Here is a 16,106-nt window from a genome sequence, read left to right as displayed (position 1 = left end):
TGACTGGCCCCGAACCTAGCGCAGCACACCTTGGGCGCGCAGCTCTTCAGCGGCTTCTTCATCGTACCACCAGAAATCATAGAGACCGATGGCCAACGGCGGCAGGGGCTCGGGATGGCGATACATCTTATAGTAGGCAAGCCAGTATTCCTGTTTGTACCACTGCGGGATCGCGAAGCCGATATGGCGAAGTACACGGTCAAGGGCATGAACGGAAGTCTGCAAATCCTCAAGCGTGTCTGACGCGATCACGATCGGTAAAATACGATCCACTGCAGGGTCCCGCAACCGCATGAGATTGCGCGAACTGTTATCGGCGGTCTCAGAGGAAAACCACTGCTTGAGACCGATAGATGGCTCAAACCCCATCTGAATTCCTTGGTTCGTCAGATCAAAATCGCCCTTACGGCGGCGCTCTACATATTGGGCGGTGTCGATCCGCTCCAGATTTGCGGCAACGCCAAGTGCTTCGAGGTTTTCGATGAACGGGTTCACCACGCGGTCATAGAGTGGGTTGTACTGGATGATATTGACCGACAGGACCTCGCCGTTCTTCCGGCGCATTCCGTCATCTCCGACTTCCCATCCGGCGTCGTCCAGCAAACGTCCGGCCTCACGGTACATGCCACGTGCGGGCTGGTTGGCCCGGGGTCGGTTTTCAGGCGGCATCGCGGCCTCTTCGGTCAGGATGCTTTCGGGCAGAAGTCCTTCATCCACCAGCGGTTGCAATAGGGCAATCTCGGCCTCGGTTGGCAGGCCCGTTGCGGCAAGATCAGTGTTTTCCCAGAAAGACACCGGACGCTTGAACAGCCCGTAGAAGAGCGTCTCGTTCGTCCATTCAAAGTTGAACATCATAGAAATCGCGCGGCGCACATCCGGGTTTTGCCATTTCTCGCGATCAAGGTTGAAGACGAAAGATAGCATCGGGCCGACGGTCTCATCCGGTGTGGTTTCCAGCACAACGGTGCCATCGTCAACGCGCGGAAAGTTGTAGGCTGTGGCCCAATCCTTGGCGTCACTTTCCGCACGGAAGTGGTAGTCCCCCGATTTGAACGCCTCCAGCGCCGCGGCCCGGTCCGCGAAATATTCGACGCGTATCCGGTCGAAGTTGTTCCGCCCGATGTTAAAGGGGATCCCCTCGCCCCAGTAGTCTGGATTTCGGGCGTAGATGACCTGCCGGTTGTAATCGAAGCTATCCAGCACATAGGCCCCTGTGCTCAGGAAAGGACGGTTCGTGCTCTGGTCGAGCCGAATGTCATTTTCCTCGAACCATGTCTTCGAGAAAACTGGTCCACCACCCGCAAAACCGATCCGGTCGCGCACGGGGGAGCTTTCGTTGAATCGGAAGGTGATCGTGTAGTCATCGACCACCTCAATACTGTCCACAAACCCTTCAGCAATACGCCGATATTCCGCAATGCCTTGCTCCAGAAATAATCTGTTGCTGAACTCGACATCGGCAGCCGTCATCGGCGAGCCGTCAGAGAAGGTCACATCCTCGCGCAATTTGAAGGTGACGAAAGTCAGATCCTCGTCGTAGGTCAGCGTCTCGCACAAAAAACAGTACGCGCCGTAGGGGTCATCTGCGGTCGACGTCAGAACAGATTCGCTACCAATGGTGTTCAGCGCAGCCGCCACACCTTGCCGGGCATATTGGTTGAAGCTGTCGAAATTACCCAAGGACCACGTCGAGATCTCGCCGCCTTTTGGGGCGTCCGGGTTCACGTAATCCAAATGTTCGAAATCGGGGCCGTATTTTAGATCGCCGAAGCTCGAATACCCATGCGAGACGATAACCTCCTCGGCCTTCGTGGCAAAGGTCGTTGCGGCTATGATCAGAACCGAGACTGCACTTCCCAACATCCAGTTCAAACCAACGGTCGGTTCGGTATTTGGCCTTATGGCGGTTTGGGCAGTAGAACGCTCGGGTGTCATGCAGGCTCCTCCGGATTTCACATATCGTTTTTAACGACATAGACCACCAGAGTCGGCTTTCACCCAACAATCAAGTTGAGAATTCGTGAGGTGTCCTTGGATATCAGGCAATAGCGCAAAGAAAAGCCGCACCCGAAGGCGCGGCCTGACATAAATTCAGCTGATCTTAGCCGCCGATTGTATCGAGATAGGCGATAAGGTTTGCGCGCTCTTCTGCGCTGTTCAAACCGGCAAATCCCATGGATGTGCCAGGAGCCCAGTCGCGTGGCGCTTCCAAGAACCCGTTGAGGTTTTCCGGCGTCCAGACTTCGGCGACTTCGCTCAATGCGCCAGAATAGTTGAAGCCATCCACTTCGCCAATGTCACGCCCGACAAGACCGTAAAGGTGCGGGCCCGTTCCGTTAGCGCCATCTTCCAGCTTGTGGCAGGCGCGGCATTTTGAAAACACCCGTTCACCCCGGCCTGGATCGGCTTCCGCCATAAGCGACGCAAAATCGACTTCCTCAACTTCCTCTTCGGCAGGTGCGCTGTCTTCGACTTCGATCACATAGGCCTGTTCATGTTCGTCGCCATGACCTCCACCGCCGTGGTAGATAATTTCTCCGGCCCATCCACCGAGCAGGAAAATCAGCAGCGAGCCACAAACGGCCCCTAGGATCTTGGTAAAAGTCATCGTGTCGAACATATCGTCTCTCACCTCTTTGGCGTTTGAGCGGTATCTATTCTTTTCCAGTGCCCTTCCGCAAGGTATAGACCCGCGACCAAACGCGCAAAGTGAAGAAAAGTTCAATGAACCCTAAAATAGCCTTCCAAGGGGAAGCCGGTGCCTATTCGCATCAGGCCTGTATCGACGCCCGCCCGGATTACGATCCACTGCCCTGCGCGACGTTTGAAGATGTCATCGAAGCGGTGCGAACGGGTGCTGCAGATCTGGCCATGCTTCCGGTTGAGAACACGACCTACGGGCGGGTGGCCGACATTCACCGCCTGCTGCCGTCGTCGGGACTTCACATCATTGACGAGGCGTTCGTTCGGGTCCGGATCAGTCTTATGGCGTTGCCTGGCGCGAAGCTGGACGATATCCGGCTTGTCCGGGCGCATCTGGTGCTTATTCCCCAATGCCGGGAATTTTTAGCCAAGCATAACATCAAGGCCGAGGCTAGCGCAGACAGCGCCGGGGCCGCCGCCGATCTGGCCGAGACAAACGATCGCCATGTCGGTGCCCTTGCTTCAGAACTTGCGGCCGAAACCTACGGGCTGGACCTCTTGGCCCGCGACATCGAAGACAGCGACACGAATACCACGCGGTTTCTGGTCATGTCGCGGGAACCGGACACAAGCCGCCGCGGCGATACCCATATGATCACATCCTTCGTTTTCCGCGTCCGCAACATTCCGGCGGCGCTTTACAAGGCTATGGGTGGATTTGCCACGAACGGCGTTAACATGACCAAGCTGGAAAGCTACATGGTCGACGGGGAATTCACGGCGACGCAGTTTTACGCCGACATCGCGGGGCACCCGGATGATCCTGCTGTACAACGCGCGATGGAAGAGTTGGATTACTTTACCTCCGAGACACGTATCCTTGGCACCTATCCCGCAGCCTTTTCCCGCGATTAGACGCCAGACGACCCTCGGCGCAGGGCGGCGGCATAACGGTCTTCCAGATCTTCGCCAAAGTTAGCGATGCGTCGTTTGTAGCGGCGGTTAAGTGTATTGCGGGCCAGTCGCACTGATTGCATCAGCAGCCGTGCCGAAAGAGTGCGCGGTCGAATGTCCAATTCCATCCGGACGCGGGTCCGATTGCGGGACAAAGGCACCAGATCGATAACGAAGTTGATGATCATCCCGCCGGATTCCGCGTCAAACCGCATAACGCTGGGTTTTTCATATTCCGTTAGGGTCACGGCAAAGGACCGCATCCGTCCGCGAACAGGCGCAGTCGCACGCCATGACATGCCAACGCCTTTGGCAGTCGCTTGATCCACACGCACCACATCCGCGCCGTTTTTAATCGCAGCGCGCTCGTAGTTTTCGAAATCCGATAGCATCTCAAACGTTTGCTCTATCGGGATCTCAAGGTCTTCTTTCGTCGAAAATCTCATTCTGCTCGAATGCTCAACTTCGTTTTTGTCCCTGTACCATCCATCCCCTAATCAAGGGTGTCTTTCAGCCAATTGAGCAACAAAAAATGTGCAATGGCCCCCTTTCGAGCGGGTTTCATCGCTGGATCGTTGCCTGCGAACGTCTCAAGCATCTCCTCTCGGGTCACCCATTTGGCGTCTTCGATCTCGCTTGGATCAACGGTGATCTCGCTGGTTTCTGCATGGCCGTGACATCCGATCATCAGGGACGCGGGGAATGGCCATGGCTGACTTGCCAGATACTCCACGTGCCCGACGCGGATGCCCGCCTCCTCAAAGACTTCGCGGCGAACGGCGGCCTCGATCGTCTCGCCGGGCTCTACAAATCCGGCAAGGCAGGAATACATGCCGTCCGGCCAACCCGGCGAGCGCCCCATCAAAACCGCGTTTCCGTGGGTGATGAGCATTATGACCACTGGATCAGTGCGTGGAAAGTGATGTCTGCCGCACGCCTCGCAATCCCGCTGCCAGCCCGCCATCGCAAGCATCGTCTTTGCGCCGCAATAGGCGCAGAACCCGTGGCTTTCATGCCAGCCCAGAATGGCCTTCGCGCTCGCGATCAATTCAGCGTCCCGCGCAGACAAGCGGGTCATGACGCCCCGCAATTCCGAGAACCGGTGATCCTCCGGCACAGACGGGTGCCATTGCTCTGTCGGATCGAAAAATGCCCCTTGCATGTCCACCAGATCCGCGGGCTCCCAGCACGAGATGTCCCGCGCAAACAGGCCGGTTTGCATCTCACTCCGCCCCAGAAAGATCGGGGCTTCATCGGCCTCGGCAAAGATGGGATGCGACGCGGGCAACCACCCCCCCTGATCACGCCTGTCCCCCGCGACCAAGGGTTTGCCCCGCCAGATTGGCAAAACGCGGGTGTTGGTCGCAGCAAGCATATCTTCCAGCGCAGCCGGATCGCCGCGCAATTCCGCGGCGCGGTCAAGGTGAGAGCCACCAAACGTGACGGTTTCAGCGTGTTTCATTGGGGCTCCCGGTATCGCGTTCCGCGTCATGCCATGTCGCTTTGACCTTGGCAAACCCCGCTTGCGCGACTCGCAGGCGACACCTATATGGATCGGTGAGAGGTTGGCGCGGGCGAGCGCCTCGCCAACCCGGTCAGATCCGGAAGGAAGCAGCCGTAACGAGCCCCGCTTGGGTCGTTGTCCAGCCTCTCACCCACTTTCCCTTATGCTATGATATCGGCCCAACAGGCTGCGTTTGCGCGGCGAAACGCCCCGAGATGGCCTATTTTCGGCACGCCATATTTTGCAGGCTCCAGGGTTAGTTGGCGCTTTGGGGCCGCGCGGTAGAACTCCATCGACCGCCAGACAGCCGAAGGCGGTACCATCTGATCATCCGCGACGGCTACAAATTTGACCGGACAGGTGATCGCCGTCCAGTCCGGATAAGGCAGGGTAGAGCCGATATCGTCCGCGAAGAAGCTGCGGGACGTACACCAGCGCCGCCATTGCCAGTAAACGCTCGCAGGTAGATCGGACCCCATTCCCGTGGCACGGCCCGGCAGGTAGCCAAGGGCGCTTGTCATTGCGGGACCGTGGGCAAACCAGAAAAGCCGCGCAGCACCCTGATAAGGCCAAGGGTGATCGCTGACGTGAACCGGCCCACTCGCAACAGTGATCACCCGGTCGACCCGATCCATCCGGTCCTGAAAGGCCAGAGTGAGTGCGCCCAGCGAATGCCCGATGATCCAGATCGGTGCCCCGGGCAAGGTCGTCGCGACATAATCCCGGACGGCCTGCGCATCGCGCACGGCCCAGTCAGCCATCGTCGCCGTCGACAGTTTCGGATGCCCTGCAGCCGATAGACCGAAATCTCTGTAGTCATAGGTGACGCAGGCGATGTTCTGTTCCGTCGCAAGCCACCGGGCAAAGGCGGTGTAAAAACTTTGCGGTACTCCGGTCGCGCCGTTCAGAATAACAATCGCGCGCGGGGTATCCGTCGGATGATAGAGACGCCCGGAAAGTTTGGACGCGCCAGACCTCACGCTGATTTCCTGCGTAATCGGCTGTCCGTAGGGGACCATCTTCATTTCACATCCCATCGCGCGCACTCCATTAGACCACTTGGTCTATATCATCGGTAGACCAATCGGTCTAGCCATGAGATACACCCACGATGTCAGAAACCCTTTCCACCCGTGATCGTCTTATCGCGAACGCAGCCCGCCTGTTTCAGGAACGTGGCTATCACGGTGTCGGCGTCGCCGAGATTCTGGCGGCTAGCAGCGCGCCCAAGGGATCACTCTATTATCACTTCCCTAACGGGAAGGCTGATCTTGCCCTCGCCGCCGCCGACTGGGCTTCAGTCCAGCTGCTGCATATATTGGATGATGCCTTCGCCGACGCCCGGGACTTTCAAGACGGCATCACGACGCTATGCTTCAAGCTGGCAAAGCTCTTCGACCTGTCAGATCATTGGCGTACCTGTCCGATCTCATCGATCCTGTTCGAGGCACCTGAAAACGTCATGTTTCGCGATAAGACCCGCACGATCTTTGACGATTGGATTGCCGCCGTGGCCGCGAAAGGACGGGAACACGGGTTGGAGAAAAGCCACGCAGACCAGCTGGCCGAGGCGATTTGGATCACACTCCAAGGCGCCTGGAACCTCGCCCGCGCCCGCAAATCTGCCGACCCCATCCGAAAAATACCCGGGCTGGTTTTTGGGGCGTGAGCTAGTTTTGTTGGAGACGGGGGACACGAGCTCAAACGCTATAGGCTGCGTCCCGGTGGGAGAAGCCGCACCTTCGCGGTAATTGCGCCAATGTCAGGTTTTGCGACCTGACATAAGAGCACGTCAGTTGCCCTAAGCGGGACAAGACGGCGGCGTATAACTTTCCAGAACATTGCGTAGGTAGTCTAAACGGTTGGGTATGACGCTACGAACGCCTGCCTCGACATCTGCCGGTAACCGTCCCGGATGATGCGTAAGTGTCCATGCGAACAACGCGCTTTCGGCAATATCTTCCTTGTTTGGGTTTTTGGCCGCGTAACTCGTTATGAAGTTATTGTCGGCGCGCTGATTTGACCGCCATTCGGGCTTGTTGGCAAGCAATGGGTCCAGCGCGACATGCGCAGTTTCGTGAAATACCGTTTCATCCAAATCGTGCTCAGCCAGCCGACGTTCCATGAGCTCATCATAAAGAGTAAAGAAGCCTCCCAAAGCCTCTTCCCATGCCGCCCCATCGCCATCCAGAATGTTCACATATCTTAGCTCAGTCCTCATCTGGGTCGGCAGTCTGGAAACAGATGCAGCCGCTTCTACCGCGCGTTGACGGGGATCGCCGACGTCAGGATGGACATTGATCCGGAGGAGTTGGTCAGGAAAGCTAACGTCGAAATGAAGAGCACCGTCAACAAACAGCATGTCACGCCGCGGATCATACATTTCCGTTCTCCCTCCCCCCTTTGCAGCAATTGACCAGCAAGCGCCGGGGTCGTCTGCCATAATAAAATCAAGATCGTTAGAGGCGACAGAGTTCGGATAGAGTTGTTGGCCAACCGCTGCACAGGACGCGCTAGCGAGGATAAGCAGAAAAATGAACGGCTTCACAATTGTCTCCGATCGGTAGAGCGATATCGTTCTTCAAACAAAGTCAGTGGAATACATCCTGTGATTGGCGCGATCAATATCCAAAACCTAGCCCAATCGCCTTTCGGTGGACCTCCCTCTGCGGGCGACGTAAGTTCTGACGGCATCGAATCCAGCGGGGTAGCATGAGCGACACGACCCAGTCCGGGTATCAGGTTCTGGCGCGGAAGTACCGGCCCGCCACCTTTGCCGACCTCAGGGGTCAGGATGCGATGGTGCGCACACTGAAAAACGCATTCGACGCAGGCCGGATCGCACAGGCTTTCATCATGACGGGCATCCGCGGCACTGGCAAAACCACCACAGCGCGGATCATCGCTAAAGGCATGAATTGCATCGGCGCCGATGGTCAGGGCGGGCCCACGACTGAACCGTGCGGCGTGTGTGAGCATTGTGTTGCGATCATGGACGGACGCCATGTAGACGTCTTGGAAATGGACGGCGCAACACAGACCCGCGTCGATGACGTCCGGGACAACATCATTGGCTCGGTTCAGTACGCCCCGAACTCCGCCCGGTATAAGATCTATATCATCGACGAGGTTCACATGCTGTCGAACAGCGCGTTCAACGCGCTCTTGAAGACGCTGGAGGAGCCCCCCGAGCACGTGAAATTCATTTTCGCGACCACCGAAATCCGCAAGGTTCCGGTGACCGTTCTATCACGCTGTCAGCGGTTCGATCTTCGTCGGATCGAGCCTGAGGTGATGATCGACCACCTGCGCTGGATCGCGACACAGGAAAACGCCGAGATTGCCGATGATGCGCTGGCACTGATCACGCGCGCCGCTGAAGGGTCCGCCCGCGATGCGATGAGCCTGATGGATCAGGCAATCTCTCATGGCGCTGGTGAAACGACCGCCGCACAGGTGCGCGCGATGCTGGGACTGGCGGACCGTGGTCGGGTGCTCGATCTGTTCGACTTGATTATGAAGGGCGATGCCGCAGGCGCATTGCAGGAACTGAGCGCGCAATATGCCGATGGCGCTGATCCGGTGGCTGTTCTGCGTGATCTGGCCGAGATCACCCATTGGGTGAGTGTTATCAAGATCACGCCAGAAGCTGCCGAAGATCCCACCGTTGGTCCGGACGAGCGCACGCGCGGTCAAATGATGGCCGAAGCACTGCCCATGCGGGCAATGTCACGGATGTGGCAGTTACTTCTGAAGTCGCTGGAAGAGGTCGCAAGTGCACCCAACGCGATGATGGCCGCCGAGATGGCCGTCATCCGGCTGACCCATATGGCTGATCTGCCGTCGCCCGAAGAGCTTGTCAAAAAGCTACAAACCACACCGCCGACGGCACCTGCGTCCGCAAGCGCTGCGCCACAATCCCCGGCATTCGCTCAGCCAACCGCAACCGCCGCACCGCAACAGGCCGCGCCGCGGTCACCAACCGTCTCTTCCGGTGGCGCGGCGATGGCCGTGGCCAGAGACCCCGAGACGGCGCTGGCCCGGTTTCCGACATTTGAGAGCGTGCTGCACCTGATCCGCGCAAACCGCGACGTCAAACTTCTGATCGAGGTAGAAAAATACGTTCAACTTGTCAGTTACAGCCCCGGTCGGATCGAATTCCAACCGACCAGCGACGCGCCTGCGGATTTCGCGCAACGCCTAGGCGCCCGCCTGCAGCAATGGACAGGCAACAGATGGGGCGTCAGCATCGTCAGCAGCGGTGGCGCGCCTACCCTCCAGGCCGAGCGCGACGCGGAAGCAAATGCTTTGAAAGCAGCGGCGGCCGAGCATCCCCTGCTCAAAGCGACCTTCGCGATCTTTCCCGATGCAAAGATCATCGACATCAAGACCCCAGAAGACCTAGTACAAGAAGCTGCCGTCGAAGCCCTGCCTGAGGTGGAAGATGAATGGGACCCGTTTGAAGAAGATTAGACTTGGAGTACGCCCGGCTAGCGACAAGGATCTGAAGGAGCTCGTCAAGCTAAACAAAATTGTTCAGGGCTGGCATGCTGAAACCTACCCAGACCGCTTCAAATTCGAGAGTGATCCCAAATGGTTGCATCAGTTTTTCACTGAAAAGATCGAAGCCGATGACGCGGGTGTTTTTGTCGGAACAGCTAACGAGGACGTTGCTGCTTATATGTTCTTTTCAATCGTAGATCGACCTGAGTCCCCGATTACCTATGCAATCCGACGCCTTCACATTGAACATATTGTGGTAGATCCTGACTTTCGGCGAAGCGGCCTCGCTAGCGCATTAATCATAGCCGCAGAAAACGTGGCTCAAGATGTCGAGGCCACCGAAATCACTCTGGACACCTGGACCGCAAACACGACCGCCAAGGCAGCCTTTCAGGCGATGGGACTGATACATGAGCGCAGTTGGTTCGCCAAACGCTTGTGATCACTTATCCCGAAGCGTATCTCTGGCTTTGGATCACGTAAGGAGAAATTGATGCTAAAGGGTTTGGGATCACTCGGCGATATGGCCGGGATGATGAAGAAGGCTCAGGAAATGCAGGCCAAGATGGCTGAAATGCAGGAAGGGCTCGAGAATATTGAAGTGACCGGCGAAAGCGGCGCAGGGCTGGTCAAGGCAACCGCAACGGCCAAGGGCGTACTGACTGGGTTGGACATCGACCCGTCCATTTTCGATCCGAACGAAAAAGAAGTCGTCGAGGATCTGATCCTTGCAGCGATCAAGGACGCGCAGGCGAAGGCGTCTGAAAAGGCTCAGGATGAAATGGGCAAACTGACCGAGGGTCTTGGCCTGCCGCCGGGCATGAAGTTGCCATTCTAGCGCGACACGAGCGGCACGCAGCCTCGTGACCCAAAGCAACAAAGACATCGACGCGCTGATCGAGATGATGGCGAAGCTGCCCGGTCTCGGTCCGCGGTCGGCGCGTCGCGCTGTGCTGCATATGATCAAGAAGCGCAGTTTGCTGATGATGCCACTGGCTGATACGTTGCAGACGGTTGCGGCAACCGCGCGGGAATGTCTCAACTGCGGCAATATCGGCACCACGGATATCTGCGACATTTGCGAAAGCGAAAAACGCGCCACGGGCGAGATCTGCGTGGTGGAGGATGTCGCTGACCTTTGGGCGATGGAACGCGGTCAGGTTTTCAAGGGCCGCTATCACGTACTGGGCGGAACGTTGTCGGCGCTTGATGCGATTGGCCCGGATGAGTTGCGTATTCCCAAATTGCTGGACCGCGTGACCAGCGAAGGGGTGACTGAGGTCATCCTTGCGCTCAATGCCACCATCGACGGTCAGACGACCGCCCATTATATCGCCGATCAGTTAGAGGCACGACAGATCGCCGTGACATCCCTTGCCCAGGGCGTGCCCATCGGCGGCGAACTGGACTATCTGGACGACGGCACGATCTCAGCCGCACTAAAGGCGCGCAAGGCCATTTGACGATCTGTCATACTGATGACGACTGCGGTCTGTAGCACTGTACTCAAATGTTTTCGGAAGAAACCCCTCAACGGCCAGAGACAAGATGCTGAGATGCGTGCTCATCCTTGGACTGCTTTGCAGCTTGGTTCTGCCGCATATGGGTGCCGGGATCAGCATGGTTCTTCCCGGGATGTCGCGGATCGTCATCTGCACTGGCGACCGGCTTGTCACCCTTACGCTGGACCTCACTGGCCAACCCGTCAAAAACCAAGAGTTAGAGTATGATTCTTGTCTGAAGATCGGCCCTCAACCGGTCACCAGCGTCCACGCAATTCCTGCCGTTATCCAATTTGAACGGCAGAACATCTGGCGACATCGTCGGCTATACCGTCCGAACAGTTTTGTCAGAGCCCGCTCAAACCCGGCGAGGGCACCACCCCTATCTGTCTGAACCCTTACATTCAGATTTTCAGACAGGATATCACCATGATTGACAGACGTCAGTTTGCAGTGCTCGCCGCCTTGGGCTTGCTTTCAGCACGCGCGACTGCAGCCTCTCCGCCTACATCCTCGGTCAGGGATGACCTTGATGTACCGCTTCACGATATGTCGGGATGGCCGCCCGACTGGACCGGCTCAGAACAGATCGTAATGCTTGCCTATCCCGGAATGACGGCCCTTGATCTAGTGGGGCCGCAGTACATGTTTGGCAGCCTCTGGGGCGCGACAGTAAAGATCGCGGCCAAATCGCGAGAGCCGATTGTCAGTGATACAAAATTGACCATTTTGCCCGATATCGTGTTTTCTGAGGCCGTTGAGGCACCTGACGTCCTGTTCGTTCCGGGCGGAATATCAGGCACGCTCAATGCAATGGAGGACAGTGAGACCATTGAGTTCATTGCATCTCAGGGGGCGTCGGCGAAATACGTCACATCCGTCTGCACCGGGGCCCTGATCCTCGGTCAGGCCGGTCTGCTCGACGGGTACCGCGCCGCGACACACTGGCTTGCAATGCCCGCCATGGACGCATTTGGCGCAACAGCCGTGGACGAGCGTGTGGTGCAGGATCGCAACCGCATAACCGGGGGCGGCGTTACGGCAGGGATCGACTTCGGTCTGTCGGTGATTGAAGAGCTACGGGGCACGGAATATGCGCAGACCGTGCAGCTTCTCGCCGAGTACGCGCCCGAGCCGCCATTGACGGCGGGTCACATGTCATCTGCACCGCAGGACGTATCCGACAGGCTCACACATATGTTTGCAGGATTTGAAAGCCACGTCCGGGCGGTGGCAGCTTTGCGTCGTTAGAGCCCCAGCGCATCCAACAGGGAAGGCAAAGCGCCAAGGTCCTTCAGTACGCGAAACCGCGGATGTCCTTCTGGGGCATCCGCCTTCTCCATCTCCCACTCGTAACGGGCTGGCACGTGCACGCCCCATCCACCCGCATCAATCGCAGGCACCACATCCGATTTCATCGAATTGCCCACCATCATCGCGCGGTCAGGTCCGTCACCGTGGCGCATGAAGGCACGGATGTAGGTTTGAGGCGTCTTGTCAGACACGATTTCCACGGCGTCAAACATCTCTCCAAGACCAGACTGGGCCAGCTTTTGCTCCTGATGCAAAAGATCGCCCTTGGTGATCAGGACCAGCTTGAACCGTTCGGCCAGTTTGCCAACGGTTTCTTCCGCGTGTGGCAGCAAATGAATGGGATGGCGCAACATCTCCTGCCCTGCCTCGATAATCTGAGAGATGACAGTGGCCGGAACGGTCTTGTCCGTAACCTCGATTGCAGTTTCGATCATCGACAGAACAAACCCTTTTATGCCGAACCCATATTGCCCAAGGTTCTTGCGCTCAGCCTGCAACAGGCGCTCTGAGAGGTGATCCGGATCGGCATAATCGGACAGGAGCGCCGCAAAATGATCCTGTGTAAGACGGAAGAATTCCTCGTTCTGCCAGAGCGTATCGTCCGCATCAAAGCCGATGGTTGTTAAGTTTTGCTTCATCTTAAAGAGGCACACCCTTTTCTGGACCTGAACCCCGCATATATAGTAATGCCAATTCACCCAAAAGACTCAGAGGTTGGTAGCACGCGTGCAGCCCTTTCAGATAAAAATGTCAGACAAGGACGACGACCCGGACGGCGAGGCCGGTGTCATCACTGCAACAAAACCGCAGACCAAGCGGCCGCCTCTCTACAAGGTGTTGCTGCTGAACGATGACTACACCCCGATGGAGTTCGTCGTGCTGGTGCTGGAGCGATTCTTTGGCCTCAACCATGCGCAATCCGTGGAGATCATGCTGACGGTTCATAAAAAAGGGGTCGCAGTGGTCGGCGTGTTTGCCTTCGAGATCGCCGAAACGAAGGTGGCGCAGGTGATGGACTTTGCCCGCCGGAATCAGCACCCCCTGCAGTGCACGATGGAAAAGGAATAGGCACCGCCCTATTCTCGCAAATATGTCTCCGTCCCGTCTCTCTATGGCCCTTGATCGCGGCCTGCTCTCCATTCCACCGGCAGGTCGGGTCGGTCTTATAAACGCGCCGGGGTCTATCGATATCTGTGGCATTCAGCCCAGCCGCCTTATTGCAAGCCAGTCATTCTTTCCCGATCATGCACAGCTTCTTCGACGCGGAATTGGCGTTGATACCACATTCAAAACAAAGGTCGCGGTGTCGATTGTTCATTGTCACAGGTCGAAGGACGCAACTTTGGCTCTGATCGCCTCAGCGATGGACAACACGGCGGAAGGTGGCCTGATCATTCTGGATGGCGACAAGACCGACGGCGTCGAAAGCGTCATCAAGACGCTCAGATATCATGTGGCACTCGAAGGCAGCTATTCGAAGGCGCATGGGAAGCTGGTCTGGTTCATCCGTCCGCTGCGCCCGCCCAACATCGATGAATGGCGCCCGAAACCGGCGCATCTGGAAAACGGCTTCACAACAGTTCCGGGCATCTTTTCTGCTGACGGCGCAGACCGGGGGTCACGCCTGCTGGCGGAGACCTTGCCAGAACTGTCGGGCAAGGTTGCTGATCTTGGGGCGGGTTGGGGATATTTGTCGCGACATATCTTGCTGTCGCCTGACGTTGTGCGACTGGATTTGATTGAGGCGGATCATACGGCTTTGGAAATGGCGAAGGTCAACGTCCCGGATCAAAGAGCTGTCTTCAAATGGACAGACGCCCGGGAAGTAGAGGGTAGCTATGATGTCGTTGTCACCAACCCGCCTTTTCATACATCCCGCCAACCGGATCCGGTAATCGGTCAGGCATTCCTCAAGCGGGCCGCCGCAATTCTGCAACCCAAAGGCGAAGCGTGGATTGTTGCGAACCGCAATTTGCCCTATGAACAAACACTCGGCAGGGTGTTTAAGGACGTGGACACCGTGCTCCAGCAGAACGGCTATAAAATCTTCCGCGCCCGCAAACCCAAGACGGCGAACGCCTAGCAGGTCATGCGGTCCACATAGGTCGGAGACTTCTTCCCATGTCATTTTCAATCGCGGGCAAGACCGCCATCATAACGGGCGCGGCAAATGGCGTCGGTCTTGCAATCGCCCGCCAATTCGTGGCCAACGGGGCAAATGTGATGCTGGCGGACCGGGACGAGGCACGCCTGCGCCAAGAGATCGACAATGCCGACGATCAGGACGGCGCAGCGCGCTCATTTTCCTGCGATCTGCGGGAGAAGCTGTCTCAGGCCAACCTTCTGTCCGCTACGCTCGACGCCTTTGATCGGGTCGATATTCTGGTGAACGCTTCCCGGCAGGTTCTGACCACAGACCCACTGGATGACGAGGACGACAGCGTCGAGCAACTCTTGCACCAGAACCTTCTGGCCAGCCTGAAGCTGAGCCAGTTGATCGCGAAACGCATGATAAAACAGTCCGAACAGGACGGCGGATCTGAAACGGCAGGTTCCATCGTCAACCTCTCGTCCATCGCGGCGGGTCGCACCCGTCCGGGCCTTATGGGATTTTCAATTGCAACCGCCGCAATGGACCAGATGACCCGCACGCTTGCCGTTGCACTGGCCCCCCACCATATCCGTGTCAACGCTGTGGCCTTCGGATCTGTGATGAGCGCCAGTCTGAAATCGGCGCTTAAGGAAACAGAAGGCCTGCGGGACGATATCGTGGATCACACGCCTTTGGCTCGGATCGCGGCGCCGGGTGAGGTTGCGGATGCCGTTCAATTCCTCAGCTCTGAGGGCGCGGGGTTCATGACGGGGCAGATCATGACGGTGGACGGCGGACGCTCCCTTCTGGATCCCGTTGAAACACCTGCCCACTAGAAGAACGCGCGCCTCAACAGGTTCAGTGCCAGTGCGGTAAAGACGAGCAGAATGGTATTTCTGAAGACGGTGACAGACATCTTCCCCCGCAACACTTCACCCAGCGAAAACCCGATCAGGGTCGGTACCAGCATCGCGATGGATATGCCCGCCAGTGGCCCCGTCAGAAACCCAAGCTGAACATAGGCTGCACACAGCGGCAGACTGCCCACAAAGATCAGAAATCCGGTGGCCCGCACGAACTCATCCTTGTCGACGCCTCTGGTTGTCAAATATATCGCTAGCGGCGCGGCCCACCCGACAGTCATGCCACCGATCACACCGCCAAAAAGGCCAAAACCCAGCTGCGCGGCTGAGTCATACCGGTCAGGTAGCCGTGGCACCCACCCCCACCAACTGACGGCAACAAAAAGCAGGATCACACCGCCCAGTGCGGCCAGCAAGGTCTGATCGCCTGCGGACCTGGTCAGGATTGATGTCACGATCACCGCGAAAAACAGAGCAATGGCAAAGATCCGATAGGTCTTCACCGTCCTTATCAGTTCGCCGGATCGGTAGATCTGCCACGCGTTAGAGCCGATCATCGGAAAGAAAATAAGGGAGATAGCAGTCCGCGGATCCAGCATAAGGGTCATCAGGCCAATGGCGGCCGTCGGCAACCCCATGCCAGCAACCCCTTTGACTAGACCGGCCAGCAAAAACGCCCCTCCGGCCACCAAGAGTACATTTGTGTCCATCCACGTGTCCCAGAGATCTCA

General features: G+C 57.4%; 18 protein-coding genes and 1 other RNA gene. 11 read left to right on the top strand and 8 right to left on the bottom strand.

What is annotated here, in order from left to right; translation table 11 throughout:
* Positions 1–15 precede the first annotated feature (15 nt).
* Positions 16–1,935, bottom strand: coding sequence for an extracellular solute-binding protein (locus KIN_RS09635; protein ID WP_159806375.1), 1,920 nt, complete (start codon positions 1,933–1,935; stop codon positions 16–18).
* Positions 1,936–2,101: 166 nt separating this feature from the next.
* Entirely contained in the window at positions 2,102–2,620 is a 519-nt protein-coding gene (locus KIN_RS09630; protein WP_159806374.1) for a c-type cytochrome, read from the bottom strand.
* Positions 2,621–2,724: 104 nt separating this feature from the next.
* Between KIN_RS09630 and KIN_RS09625 the strand changes: the two genes are divergently transcribed.
* A complete protein-coding gene (locus tag KIN_RS09625; protein WP_159806373.1) occupies positions 2,725–3,558 on the top strand; it encodes a prephenate dehydratase in 834 nt (277 codons plus the stop codon).
* Here the strand turns inward: KIN_RS09625 and KIN_RS09620 are convergent.
* On the bottom strand, positions 3,555–4,043 hold the full coding sequence (locus KIN_RS09620; protein ID WP_159806372.1) for an SRPBCC family protein: 489 nt from the start codon (positions 4,041–4,043) through the stop codon (positions 3,555–3,557). The two genes, KIN_RS09625 and KIN_RS09620, sit on opposite strands and share 4 nt — an antisense overlap.
* Before the next feature lie 47 nt (positions 4,044–4,090).
* Positions 4,091–5,059: an NAD(+) diphosphatase gene (gene nudC / locus KIN_RS09615; RefSeq protein WP_159806371.1), complete on the bottom strand. Its 969-nt coding sequence runs from the start codon at positions 5,057–5,059 to the stop codon at positions 4,091–4,093.
* Positions 5,060–5,156: 97 nt separating this feature from the next.
* Here nudC and ffs point away from each other — a divergent pair.
* An RNA gene (gene ffs / locus KIN_RS09610) (signal recognition particle sRNA small type) lies at positions 5,157–5,253 on the top strand.
* A 9-nt stretch (positions 5,254–5,262) separates the two neighbouring features.
* On the opposite strand, the gene KIN_RS09605 is transcribed toward ffs, so the two are convergent.
* Positions 5,263–6,126 (bottom strand): alpha/beta hydrolase family protein, encoded by an 864-nt coding sequence (locus KIN_RS09605; RefSeq protein ID WP_243144882.1) that lies wholly within the window; start codon positions 6,124–6,126, stop codon positions 5,263–5,265.
* A gap of 86 nt (positions 6,127–6,212) precedes the next feature.
* Between KIN_RS09605 and KIN_RS09600 the strand changes: the two genes are divergently transcribed.
* Positions 6,213–6,770, top strand: a complete 558-nt coding sequence (locus KIN_RS09600; RefSeq protein ID WP_159806370.1) for a TetR/AcrR family transcriptional regulator — start codon at positions 6,213–6,215, stop codon at positions 6,768–6,770.
* A gap of 132 nt (positions 6,771–6,902) precedes the next feature.
* On the opposite strand, the gene KIN_RS09595 is transcribed toward KIN_RS09600, so the two are convergent.
* Positions 6,903–7,649, bottom strand: a complete 747-nt coding sequence (locus KIN_RS09595; RefSeq protein WP_159806369.1) for a hypothetical protein — start codon at positions 7,647–7,649, stop codon at positions 6,903–6,905.
* A 164-nt stretch (positions 7,650–7,813) separates the two neighbouring features.
* Between KIN_RS09595 and KIN_RS09590 the strand changes: the two genes are divergently transcribed.
* From KIN_RS09590 to KIN_RS09570, 5 genes are all read left to right on the top strand, one after another.
* The gene (locus KIN_RS09590) at positions 7,814–9,574 is read left to right on the top strand and encodes a DNA polymerase III subunit gamma/tau (protein WP_159806368.1); all 1,761 of its coding nucleotides are present in this window, start codon (positions 7,814–7,816) and stop codon (positions 9,572–9,574) included.
* A complete protein-coding gene (locus KIN_RS09585; protein ID WP_159806367.1) occupies positions 9,546–10,046 on the top strand; it encodes a GNAT family N-acetyltransferase in 501 nt (166 codons plus the stop codon). Before KIN_RS09590 ends, KIN_RS09585 begins: the two co-directional genes overlap by 29 nt.
* Positions 10,047–10,097: 51 nt before the next feature.
* Positions 10,098–10,442: a YbaB/EbfC family nucleoid-associated protein gene (locus KIN_RS09580; protein ID WP_159806366.1), complete on the top strand. Its 345-nt coding sequence runs from the start codon at positions 10,098–10,100 to the stop codon at positions 10,440–10,442.
* 25 nt (positions 10,443–10,467) lie between these two features.
* Positions 10,468–11,067, top strand: a complete 600-nt coding sequence (recR, locus tag KIN_RS09575) for a recombination mediator RecR (protein WP_159806365.1) — start codon at positions 10,468–10,470, stop codon at positions 11,065–11,067.
* Between the two features lie 468 nt (positions 11,068–11,535).
* On the top strand, positions 11,536–12,357 hold the full coding sequence (locus KIN_RS09570) for a DJ-1/PfpI family protein (protein WP_207710123.1): 822 nt from the start codon (positions 11,536–11,538) through the stop codon (positions 12,355–12,357).
* Here KIN_RS09570 and KIN_RS09565 read toward each other — a convergent pair.
* A complete protein-coding gene (locus tag KIN_RS09565; protein ID WP_159806364.1) occupies positions 12,354–13,058 on the bottom strand; it encodes an HAD family hydrolase in 705 nt (234 codons plus the stop codon). The two genes, KIN_RS09570 and KIN_RS09565, sit on opposite strands and share 4 nt — an antisense overlap.
* 109 nt (positions 13,059–13,167) lie before the next feature.
* Here KIN_RS09565 and clpS point away from each other — a divergent pair, with 109 nt between their 5' ends.
* From clpS to KIN_RS09550, 3 genes are read left to right on the top strand one after another with little or no spacing between them, the layout of a single operon-like run.
* The gene (clpS, locus tag KIN_RS09560; RefSeq protein WP_159806363.1) at positions 13,168–13,488 is read left to right on the top strand and encodes an ATP-dependent Clp protease adapter ClpS; all 321 of its coding nucleotides are present in this window, start codon (positions 13,168–13,170) and stop codon (positions 13,486–13,488) included.
* A gap of 43 nt (positions 13,489–13,531) precedes the next feature.
* On the top strand, positions 13,532–14,503 hold the full coding sequence (locus tag KIN_RS09555; RefSeq protein ID WP_159806362.1) for a class I SAM-dependent methyltransferase: 972 nt from the start codon (positions 13,532–13,534) through the stop codon (positions 14,501–14,503).
* Positions 14,504–14,541: 38 nt separating this feature from the next.
* Positions 14,542–15,348 carry an SDR family NAD(P)-dependent oxidoreductase gene (locus KIN_RS09550; RefSeq protein WP_159806361.1) on the top strand — a complete coding sequence of 269 codons (807 nt, stop codon included), beginning with the start codon at positions 14,542–14,544 and terminating at the stop codon, positions 15,346–15,348.
* Here the strand turns inward: KIN_RS09550 and KIN_RS09545 are convergent.
* Complete coding sequence (locus KIN_RS09545) at positions 15,345–16,085, bottom strand: sulfite exporter TauE/SafE family protein (RefSeq protein ID WP_159806360.1); 741 nt, start codon at positions 16,083–16,085, stop codon at positions 15,345–15,347. The two genes, KIN_RS09550 and KIN_RS09545, sit on opposite strands and share 4 nt — an antisense overlap.
* Positions 16,086–16,106: the final 21 nt, after the last annotated feature.

This window comes from Litoreibacter roseus, assembly GCF_009811795.1.
In the GTDB taxonomy this organism is placed as follows: domain Bacteria; phylum Pseudomonadota; class Alphaproteobacteria; order Rhodobacterales; family Rhodobacteraceae; genus Litoreibacter; species Litoreibacter roseus.
The sequence above is the reverse complement of the archived record's forward strand: the minus strand, read 5'-3'. Positions and strand labels throughout refer to the sequence as shown.